The organism is Methylacidimicrobium tartarophylax (assembly GCF_902143375.2).
GTDB classification, from domain to species: Bacteria; Verrucomicrobiota; Verrucomicrobiia; order Methylacidiphilales; family Methylacidiphilaceae; genus Methylacidimicrobium; species Methylacidimicrobium tartarophylax.
This window is the reverse complement of record NZ_CABFVA020000013.1, coordinates 1-9,277: the sequence shown is the minus strand read 5'-3', so window position 1 is coordinate 9,277 and position 9,277 is coordinate 1. Positions and strand designations below refer to the sequence as shown.

Here is a 9,277-nt window from a genome sequence, read left to right as displayed (position 1 = left end):
GCCCTCGGGCCAGGGGAGAGCCGGACGATCGTGCTCCGCCTCTCGAGCCGATCATTCTGCGCCGAAGAGTGGCAGCGGGATGCGGACGCGATCTTCACCCGCGCCATCCGCAGTGCCGAAGAATTTTACGGACGAATCCGTGTGCCCGGGCAGTCGGACGAACTCTTTCTCATCGAACGGCAGGCATTCGCGGGCCTCCTCTGGAACAAGCAGTTCTACCACTATGTGGTTTCCCAATGGCTCGATGGAGACCGGGCGTTTCCCCCCCCTCCCGCCTCTCGGTACCGAAAGCCGAACGCACGCTGGCGCCACTTCTACGCCCACGAGGTCATTACGATGCCCGACAAGTGGGAGTTTCCCTGGTTTGCGAGCTGGGATCTCTGCTTTCAGGCCGTGGTTTTCGCGATGATCGATCCGGAATATGCGAAGAAGCAGCTCCTTCTCTTGGCCAGCGAGTGGTATATGCACCCGGACGGCCAGATCCCCGCCTGCGAATGGTCTTTTTCGGAGGTCAACCCACCTCTGCATGCGTGGGCCGCCTGGCGGATCTACGAGATCCAACGCAAGAACACCGGGAAAGGGGATCGCGACTTTCTGGTTCGGGTCTTTCATCGCTGTCTCCTCTTTTTCACCTGGTGGCTCAATCGCAAGGATGCGGATGGCAACGATCTCTTCCAGGGCGGGTTCCTCGGCCTGGACAACATCGGCCTCTTCGATCGGAGTGCGGTGCCGCCGGGCTCGACGATGTATCAGGTCGACGCTTCGAGCTGGATGGGGCTTTTCACGATCAACATGATGGAGATCGCCATCGAGCTCGCCCGCGAGGATCCCGCCTTCCTGGAAATCTCCACCGAGTTTTTTCTCCAGTTCGGTAACATCGCCGAGGCGCTCAACCATGTCCGCTCTCTGCCGGAGGCGCTCCGCGAGCGGCTCTGGGATTCGGAGGACCACTTCTACTACGACGTGCTCCGGCTGCCTTCCGGCGCTTGTCTGCCGCTCAAGGCCCGCTCCCTTCAGGGGATCATGCCGATCTTTGCAGTCGGGTCGGTGCCGAAGAGTCTCTTCCAATCCCATGACGGCCGCGTTCGGGAGCGGATCCGCTGGTTTCTTCGCAAGCATCCCGAGCTCCAGAAGGAGATCGTCCCCCTGCATGCGGCGACTCCCCGGGAGGGCAGGGAAGTCGACCTAGGGCGACGGGAAGCAGCCGATGAGATTCTCCTCTCTCTCGTAAGCAGGGATCGGCTCCGCGCCCTGCTGCGGGTCATGCTCGACGAACGCGAGTTCCTGAGCCCCTTCGGGATCCGCTCGGTATCGAAATTCCATGAGGATCATCCCCTCGAGTTGCAAATCGACGGGAAGGCCTACCGCTTGGACTATGCGCCGGGAGCCTCCCCTCTCCACCGGTTCGGGGGCAACTCGAACTGGCGGGGACCCGTCTGGTTCCCCATCAACTTCCTCTTGATCGAGTCGCTCCAGAAATACCACCACTATTACGGGGAGGAGTTCCGGGTCGAATGCCCGACGGGCTCCGGCCGGCTCTTGAACCTTTGGGAGGTCTCCCAGGAAATCAGCCGAAGATTGGTCTCCATCTTCACGCCGGAGGCAAACGGGCGGCGTCCCGTATTCGGCAACTGGCCGATTTTTGAAGAAGACCCCGCATGGCGCGACTGCCTGCTCTTCTTCGAATACTTCCACGGCGATACCGGAGCGGGCTTGGGCGCTTCCCACCAGACCGGATGGACCGCCCTGGTCGCCAAGCTGATCCGCCAGCTCTGCGAGTATCCGGAGAAGGCTCCTCCCTTTCCCCGGCTGCCGTAGGAAGTCGGCTTCCCATGGACCGCGCGCTCCTGGATGGGCTGGGCAAGCGCCGGCGGCAGAGTGGCTCAGCATGGCTTGCTTCGGTAGGCAAGGCATTCGTCGGATCCTTTCCATAATCGGTCTGCAGGCATCCGTACCCGACACTTCGGCAGAACGAATGACGGGGCCGCAGCTTGACGGGCCGGACGGAAGACATCACGATGCCTATATGCGGACAACTTTGCGCATCAATGATGTCATACTGCGTGAGCTGCGGGAGCGTGCAAAAAGGTCCGGCTTACCGTTTCGCCAGGTCGTCGAGGAGACGCTCACGTTAGGGCTGTCGCGGCAATCGGCGCGGAAAAAAGAAGGCAGGGCCTTCCGTGTTCAGCCGCATCCCTTGGGGCTCAAGGCGGCCTTCCGAGGGCTTAGTCTCAATCAACTCTACGATCAACTGGAAGCGGAAGAGACGCTGCCGGGGTCGCCTTCCCGATGATCATTCCCGACGTCAATCTGCTAATCTACGCTTACGATCAAACTTCGGAACTGCATGGAGCCACCCGCCGCTGGTGGGAGGCAACGCTGAGAGGGGAGGAACGGGTCGGGATTCCCTGGATTGTCGCTCTCGCCTTCGTTCGGTTGACGACTCACCCCATGCTGAACCAGAATCCGATGACGGTTCGCCAAGCTCGAGAGGCGGTCGAATCGTGGCTGTTACTGGACCATGTCGCTCTGCTTGCGCCGGGGGCGATCACCTTTTCCTGTTTTTTTGATTTGCTCGAGGAGGCGGGAACGGGGGGCAACCTGACTACCGATGCCATGATTGCGGCATTAGCGTTGGAGCATGGCGGCCGTATTCATTCGAACGACCGCGATTTCTCCCGATTCCGGAAGATTATCTGGGAGAATCCATTAGATTTGTAGTACGAAGCGTGCGACTCGTGCCCGCATCGCTCCCAAAGGGAGTTGTTCCTCAAATGAGGACTCAATCATCCGAGACCTGACAATTTGTAAGAAATGGCGGTTAGCGCTGCCACTGCATGAGAATCGCCCGTTGACCGGAAAGGTCAGGAAGCGTCTCGGCAAGTGAGCGGGTGACGGGACTCGAACCCGCGACATCAACCTTGGCAAGGTTGCACTCTACCAACTGAGTTACACCCGCAAGACAGCCTCCTACTTTGGTCCAGGGCCCGAGCGGAGGCAAGACGAAAAAGGCGAAGGTTTTTCGTCGGCGACGCAAGGGGAGTTTCCTCTGCAATAAATGCTGCCGCTTGACAGAAGAAGAGGGTTTTCCTATTTTATCAATCAGTTGATTAATAACTCCGGCGCCTCGGCCAGGCCGCAGCTCCGGCAACCCTTCAAGGCGAAAATAAAATGGAAAAACCAGTGGATGTCCGGAAGTTTGCCCTCGATTTCGATCTCGCTCCCTTTCTGTTCTGCATCGACAGCGTCCGCGGTTCGCGGATCGTCCGGGCTGCGGTCGATCTCGGCGTCTTTTCCCAGCTCGCCAAGAATTCAGGTACGGCGGAGGAGGTTGCCGGTGCGCTTGGAGTCAGCGTGCGGGGCACCCGGGTGCTCCTCGACAGTCTAACGGCTCTCCAGCTTCTCGGGAAGGAGAAGGGCTCTTACCGGCTCCTGCCGATCGCCGAAGCGCTTCTGGTGCCGGAAAGCCCCGATTACCTGGGGGATCTGGTCCACGGTTCCATCCTGGACGAGACATGGGACCATCTTGCCGAAGCGGTGAGGAAGGGTGGCCTCGCGGAGGCGGTGGAGCCGGTGGAACAGCAGAAGCGGGCCGAGGAGTTTTTCCCGCTGCTGATCCGCTTCCTCCACGTAGTCAATCGGGGGCCGGCGATTGCGGCCGCCCGCGCGCTGGGAGCCGGTGCCGCGCATCGGGGCATGCGTATTCTCGATCTGGCCTGCGGGTCGGGGGTCTGGAGCCTGGCCGTGGCGCACGTCGATCCCGAAGCCCGAGTTACGGCGGTCGATTTTCCGGGGGTGCTCGAGCATACGCGGCGCTACGGGGAGCGCCACGGAATGGCCGACCGCTACGAATACCTTCCCGGCAATATCCAGGAGGTTTCGCTGCCCGAAGCCCGGTACGATCTCGCGATCCTGGGCCACATCCTTCATAGCGAAGGCGAGGGGAAGTCGCGCAGGCTCCTTGGACGGATCGCCAAGGCGCTCCGGCCGGAAGGGCGGATCGCGATCCTCGAGTTTCTCCCCAACCGGGAGAGGACGGGGCCGCTCGACCCAGTGCTCTTCGGGTTGCGGATGTTCCTCAATACCGAGGAGGGAGGGATCTTTTCGGCCGAGGAGTATGCCGAGTGGCTTGGGGAAGCAGGCTTCCCCGAGGTGGAATCTTTCGAGATCGGTACGCACTCGCCGCTGCTCGTTGCCTCCGGCGGCAAGAAATAGGGGAGAGAGGTGAAGGCACGGACGACGGCGCAGGCGAGGAAGGAACGCGGAAGGCCGAAGAGGTCTCTCCGGACGACCTCTCTCGACCGGAGGACTCAGCTGATCGAGGCGACGATGACGGTGCTGATCGAGCATGGCTTCGAAGGGCTGCGGACCCGCCGGGTGGCCGAGCAGGCGGGGGTGAACATCGCCACCCTCCATTACTACTTTTCCACAAAGGAGAAGCTGATCCATGGACTGGCGGACTACTTGGGGGAGCGCTTTCGGACGCTTCATGCGCCGGGGCCGCCGCGGGCGCGGAACCCTGGGCTGGCGCGGCTCCGGCAGGAGTTTGCCGACGTCGCGTTTTACTGGGAGAAGGAGAGAAGCCTTCTGCTGGTGATGCAGGAGTTCATCCACCGCGCCCGCCGCTGCCCGGCGATTGACCAAATTCTTCAACCGTTCCTGGGGGAGTGGAGAGGCGGGCTGGAGGCGATGCTGCGAACGGGAGTGGAGGAGGGCTCCTTCCGAACGGAGGTCCCTCCCGCAGAGGGGGCTGCGCTGATGGCGACGGCGCTGATGGGCCTATTGGGATCGCCGGATCTTTTCGACATCGTCTTTCGGGCCCTGGAGCGGGCGCTCGTGAAGCCCGAACTCTTAGAGCAAAACGAGGAAAAGAAGAATGGTGGTTCTGATCGTTTTTAGCCTTCTGCTCGGCTTGGCCCTCTTTCTCCCGTCACGGGAGCGGTCGGAGGGGAAACGGGATCGGAGCCCTCGGTCCCTGGTCCGGAAGCATTGAGACCGTCCGGAGAGGAACTCCCGGAAGCCGACGTGTCTTCCACAATCGCAATCTTCCGGGGGAGGCTCCGGCGAAGGCCTGCCCGAAGGAAAGGGTTGGTCTCGAGGTCTCCCGACAACCGGAGAGTCTGGGTCTGCAAAAGTTCTCCACAGCGTCCCGCAAAGGATCCGAGCGTCTGTCCAAGCGAGTCGAAGATCGAGAAGAGAAGGATGGCGTTGGGGACCTCCGCCAGCTTGTAGCTCCAGAGGCTGCGGAGGGTCGCGCGCAGATTGACGAACCAGTGTTCGTTTTCCGGAAAGAGAGCATAGTCGACCTCCAAGCCGGAGGCCAGAGAGGCGGCGTCCCGGACATCGGATTCTTCGATCTGGAGGGCGATGCTGCAGACCGAGAGAAAGAAGAAGAGGCTCTTCTCCTCGCCGCTCGGGAGGCCGTTGCCGATCGATTCGAGAGCCTCATAGATCTTTGGGAACCTTCTTCGGAAATTCGGCAGGAGGCGCGCGGCGTTTTCATCGAGGGCTCCGATCGCTTCCAGGATCTGCCTTCCGCCGGTGGGAAGAGGAGCAAAGCGGAGGAGGGGTACGCGGGGCGAATCCGGAAACGAGGCGAAAAGTCCGCTTTCGGGATCGAACCGGTCGAGTCGGAGCAGAAGAACGGCCGAGGAGGGGTTCATGGTCGTTCGTTTCTCGTCTTTGCCTCGAGGATTTCGGGAAGAGAGATTCTGGCCTTGTTGCGCACCCGAATCCCAAGATGGCGAATTTCCCGGAGGATGGCGGCCAGGTAGCGGCGGAAGGGCTTTTGCAGGAGGGGGGAAAGACCGAGCGCGGGTCCGCCGACCTCCGCGGGAACCATGCCGAGGAGGACCAGATTCGGGACGGGTCCAAGGAGGCTTGCGACTTTCAGCACATCGAGCAGGTCGACCTCGTGGGCTGTTCGGGCCGGGCCTTCCCTCTTCCAGAGCGCTTCGCCGGGGAAGCGGTAGATCGTTCCCGGCGGGTCGAGGCTGGCGACTGCATCGAGCACGAGGAGCGTCGAATGGCGCTCGAATTCGGAAACAAGGTCGAGGCCCAGGACGCCGCCGTCCAAGAAGCGGACTTCCGGAGAAAAGGCATAGTTGGCCTCCAGAATCCAGGTTGCGAGCACGCCGAGCCCTTCATCCCGGAGGATCACGTTTCCCAAGCCGATGACGGCAAGATCACTGGGTGGCCGGTCCGGGTTGCCGACGCGCGATCTTTTCCCCTCCGAAGGCGATCGCGATGTCGCCTTCCCGCCAGTAGACGGTTCGCCAGATCTCATAATAGACGTGGAAGGCGATCCAGGCGAGGAGCAGGTACATCGTGAAATGGTGTACCCAGCGGACGCCCATTCGGCCTCCGAAGGCCCAGTAAGTCCAATCGGTCGCCGTGTGCATGAGCCAGGGCCACCAGCCCCCCACCGCGCTGAGGCCGCTTTCCAAGCTATAGACATAGAGTTGGAGGCCGGTGAAGAGCTGGAAGAGGAGAAGGAGATGGAGGAGAGTGAACCAGGCGGCGTTGAAGGAGTCGAGCTCGGCCGAGTTGAAACGCTTCCTCCGGTTGAAGGTGAAGAAGTTTGCCAGCACCTCGAAGAATTCCCGTCGATGCTCCTTGGTTGGAAGAAGCTTGCGGACGGGGCGCTCGAATCGGCTCAGGAAATAAAGATAGAAGGAGATGACGCAGAGAACGTCGACCGTGATCGCGGCGTAGAGGTGGATCGCCCGGTTCCATCCCATGACGAACTTCCGGACCGCCGGCTCGGCGATCATGGCTTGGTAGTAGGGCCGGGCAATATAGATGCCGGTGATGACCGCCGCAAAGACCGCAACAAAGTTGGCCCAGTGGAAGATCCGCCAGCTGACGGGCATCCGGAGCACCCGAACGATCTTTCCGCTTGCTTCTCCTTTCATCGAACGTTTCTCCGCTACGACCTCCGATCTAGAGCACGCGGTAGGTGCCCAAGTCTCTCCCGCGGAAGTCGACGATGTGGACCGAGCAGGCGAGGCAGGGATCGAAGCTGTGAATGGTCCGGAGGATCTCCAAGGGCTGGTCGGCATCGGCCAGACGGGTGCCGATCAGGGCCTCCTCGTAGGCTCCCCGCCGGCCTTTGCGGTCGCGGGGAGAAGCATTCCAGGTGGTGGGGACGACCGCCTGGTAGTTTTCGATCTTTCCATCCCGGATCTTGATCCAGTGGCCGAGCGCTCCTCGCGGGGCCTCGGATAAGCCGCAGCCTTGCGCGTCCCGGGAGACTTTCGCGAAGTCGAAGGGTGTCCAGGTCGAGAGGTCCCCGGTCGCCGTATTCTTGGCGAGCTCCTGCGCCCAACCGGCCATTGCCTCCGCGACGAGGTCGGTTTCGATCGCCCGCGCCGCCGTCCGACCGAGGGTGCTGAAGAGGACGGTAGCGGGCAGTCCTCCGCGCCGGAGCGTCCCGTCGACCGCTTCCCGGATCCGGGCGTCGCCTCGCGCATAGCCGACCAGGAGGCGGGCCAAGGGACCGGTCTCCACCCGGTGGTCATCATAGGTGGGGGCCTTGATCCAGCTATACTTGCCGTCGCTGTCGAGATAGGCGATCTCCCCTTCCTTCCGGAGGCCGGTGAAGGCGGGATCGGTCACGCCCGCGTAGGGATGGAGGCTGTCTTGGCCGCGGTACCAGGAGTGAAGAACGTCCTCCGTGACCTTCGACGGTTCGAAGTCGTAGACCTTCGATAGATCGCCTGCCAAGACCATCCCGCTTGGGAAGAGGGTCTTTCCCCGCCCGGGGCCTTCGTTGTCCATGTCGAAGAAACCGTAGGCCAGATAAGACTTGAGGCCCGATCCGATGCCGGCAAGGCCCTCCTCGCGGTAGGCATGAGCGGCCATGAGGATGTCCGGGAGGTAGGCTTGGCGGATAAAACGGTGCTGTTCCTCCAGCAGGGTCTGGAAGAGGGAGATCCGGCTGGGATTCTCGATGTCCTGAACGCAGGTCACCCCTCCTACGACGATCGACTGCGGGTGCGGGTTCTTTCCCCCGAAGATCGCCATCATCTTGGCCGCACCCCGCTGCATCGCCAAGGCATCGAGATAGTGGGAGACGGCGATGAGATTTTCCTCGGGGGAGAAGCGGTAGCTCGGGTTTCCCCAGTAACCGCCCGCGAAGATTCCCAGGCGGCCCTGCGCGGCAAAGCCGTTCAGCCGCTCCTGGACTTGTCGGAAATGCTCGACGCTCACATTCCAGGGCGTGTCGGTAAACTGATAGGCCACGTCGACCGCTTTGCGCGGATCGGCCTTGAGCGCCGAGATCACGTCGACCCAGTCGAGCGCATGGAGGTGGTAAAAGTGGACCGGATGGTCGTGGAGGTAGAGAGAACCCGCAATCAGGTTCCGGACGAGCCGGGCGTTGTTGGGAACGCGGACTCCGAAGGCGTCTTCGACCGCTCGGATGCTGGTCCAGTAGTGGACCCCGGTGCAGACTCCGCAGATTCGCATCGCCAAGAGCCCGGCATCCCGCGGATCGCGGCCCTTGAGGATCGTCTCGATCCCCCGGAACATCGTTCCGGAGGCGTAGGCGTCCTGGATCAGGTTGGTCTCGTCGAGCACCGCTTCGATGCGGAGATGGCCTTCGATACGGGTGATCGGGTCGACGACGATGCGCCTGCTCATGACTTCTCCTTGGGAGGCTCAGCGGACGGAGCCTCCTCCGACTTCTTTCCATACTTGGCGCTCAGGAAGGCATGGATCGCGATGCCGGCTCCGGCTGCGGTCAGCAGGCCGACGCCGAGGATGTCGACGCTTCTCTCGATCCCGAGGTCGAAGAGGCCGGGGACGGGAATGTTGGCGCCCGCCATCGGCCGTTCGTAGGCATACTTGTCCCAGAAACCAGGCTCGGAGCAGCCGATGCATCCCCGTCCGACCCCGATCGGCCAGTTGGTCCCATCGTTGTAACGGATGATCGAGCAGTTGTTGAAGGTCATCGGACCCTTGCAGCCCATTTTGTAGAGACAGAAGTTGTTTCGTGCCCCGTCGTCTCCCCATCGTTCGACATATTCGCCGGCGTCAAAATGGGCGCGACGCTCGCAGTTATCGTGAATGCGGTAGCCGAAGGCGAACTTCGGCCGGAGCAGGTAATCGAGCTCGGGGAGCGTTCCCGTCAGGACGAAGTGGAGGACGACTCCGATCAGGTTGGCGGGGTTCATCGGGCAGGCGGGAATGTTGACGATCGGCTTCCCCTTGACGATATCCCAGACGCCCATCGCCTTGGTTGGATTCGGAGCGGCGGCGGGGATGCCGCCGTAGG

10 protein-coding genes and 1 tRNA gene are annotated in these 9,277 nt (G+C 61.9%); 5 read left to right on the top strand and 6 right to left on the bottom strand.

Features of this window, described 5'->3' with window-relative positions; genetic code table 11:
• The 3 genes from MAMT_RS01905 to MAMT_RS01895 all read left to right on the top strand — a co-directional run.
• Positions 1 to 1,818: MGH1-like glycoside hydrolase domain-containing protein (locus MAMT_RS01905; RefSeq protein WP_142659258.1), on the top strand; the 1,818-nt coding region annotated here is incomplete at its 5' end.
• 208 nt (positions 1,819 to 2,026) lie between these two features.
• Entirely contained in the window at positions 2,027 to 2,293 is a 267-nt protein-coding gene (locus tag MAMT_RS01900; RefSeq protein WP_142659257.1) for a hypothetical protein, read from the top strand.
• Positions 2,290 to 2,721, top strand: a complete 432-nt coding sequence (locus MAMT_RS01895) for a TA system VapC family ribonuclease toxin (protein ID WP_142659256.1) — start codon at positions 2,290 to 2,292, stop codon at positions 2,719 to 2,721. The genes MAMT_RS01900 and MAMT_RS01895 overlap by 4 nt, the downstream gene beginning before the upstream one ends.
• Before the next feature lie 165 nt (positions 2,722 to 2,886).
• Here the strand turns inward: MAMT_RS01895 and MAMT_RS01890 are convergent.
• Positions 2,887 to 2,959, bottom strand: a tRNA-Gly gene (locus MAMT_RS01890).
• A 212-nt stretch (positions 2,960 to 3,171) separates the two neighbouring features.
• Between MAMT_RS01890 and MAMT_RS01885 the strand changes: the two genes are divergently transcribed.
• Both MAMT_RS01885 and MAMT_RS01880 read left to right on the top strand, forming a co-directional pair.
• Positions 3,172 to 4,215 carry a methyltransferase gene (locus MAMT_RS01885; RefSeq protein ID WP_246186468.1) on the top strand — a complete coding sequence of 348 codons (1,044 nt, stop codon included), beginning with the start codon at positions 3,172 to 3,174 and terminating at the stop codon, positions 4,213 to 4,215.
• 9 nt (positions 4,216 to 4,224) lie between these two features.
• Positions 4,225 to 4,899: a TetR/AcrR family transcriptional regulator gene (locus MAMT_RS01880; RefSeq protein ID WP_142659255.1), complete on the top strand. Its 675-nt coding sequence runs from the start codon at positions 4,225 to 4,227 to the stop codon at positions 4,897 to 4,899.
• On the opposite strand, the gene MAMT_RS01875 is transcribed toward MAMT_RS01880, so the two are convergent.
• From MAMT_RS01875 to MAMT_RS01855, 5 genes are all read right to left on the bottom strand, one after another.
• Complete coding sequence (locus MAMT_RS01875) at positions 4,896 to 5,663, bottom strand: hypothetical protein (protein ID WP_142659254.1); 768 nt, start codon at positions 5,661 to 5,663, stop codon at positions 4,896 to 4,898. The two genes, MAMT_RS01880 and MAMT_RS01875, sit on opposite strands and share 4 nt — an antisense overlap.
• Positions 5,660 to 6,286: a HyaD/HybD family hydrogenase maturation endopeptidase gene (locus tag MAMT_RS01870; protein WP_142659253.1), complete on the bottom strand. Its 627-nt coding sequence runs from the start codon at positions 6,284 to 6,286 to the stop codon at positions 5,660 to 5,662. The genes MAMT_RS01875 and MAMT_RS01870 overlap by 4 nt, the downstream gene beginning before the upstream one ends.
• Positions 6,186 to 6,914 (bottom strand): cytochrome b/b6 domain-containing protein, encoded by a 729-nt coding sequence (locus MAMT_RS01865; protein ID WP_142659252.1) that lies wholly within the window; start codon positions 6,912 to 6,914, stop codon positions 6,186 to 6,188. Before MAMT_RS01865 ends, MAMT_RS01870 begins: the two co-directional genes overlap by 101 nt.
• 28 nt (positions 6,915 to 6,942) lie before the next feature.
• Positions 6,943 to 8,643, bottom strand: a complete 1,701-nt coding sequence (locus MAMT_RS01860) for a nickel-dependent hydrogenase large subunit (RefSeq protein ID WP_142659251.1) — start codon at positions 8,641 to 8,643, stop codon at positions 6,943 to 6,945.
• Positions 8,640 to 9,277 (bottom strand): hydrogenase small subunit (locus tag MAMT_RS01855; protein ID WP_142659250.1); only part of this gene is annotated, 638 nt, incomplete at its 5' end. The genes MAMT_RS01860 and MAMT_RS01855, both read right to left, overlap by 4 nt.

Excerpts from the sequence above, each read along its gene's own strand:
- MAMT_RS01900 (WP_142659257.1), top strand. The coding sequence starts at position 2,027 with ATGCGGACAACTTTGCGCATCAATGATGTCATACTGCGTGAGCTGCGG.
- MAMT_RS01895 (WP_142659256.1), top strand. The coding sequence starts at position 2,290 with ATGATCATTCCCGACGTCAATCTGCTAATCTACGCTTACGATCAAACT.
- MAMT_RS01885 (WP_246186468.1), top strand. The coding sequence starts at position 3,172 with ATGGAAAAACCAGTGGATGTCCGGAAGTTTGCCCTCGATTTCGATCTC.
- MAMT_RS01875 (WP_142659254.1), bottom strand. The coding sequence starts at position 5,663 with ATGAACCCCTCCTCGGCCGTTCTTCTGCTCCGACTCGACCGGTTCGAT.
- MAMT_RS01870 (WP_142659253.1), bottom strand. The coding sequence starts at position 6,286 with ATGAGATCTGGCGAACCGTCTACTGGCGGGAAGGCGACATCGCGATCG.
- MAMT_RS01865 (WP_142659252.1), bottom strand. The coding sequence starts at position 6,914 with ATGAAAGGAGAAGCAAGCGGAAAGATCGTTCGGGTGCTCCGGATGCCC.
- MAMT_RS01860 (WP_142659251.1), bottom strand. The coding sequence starts at position 8,643 with ATGAGCAGGCGCATCGTCGTCGACCCGATCACCCGTATCGAAGGCCAT.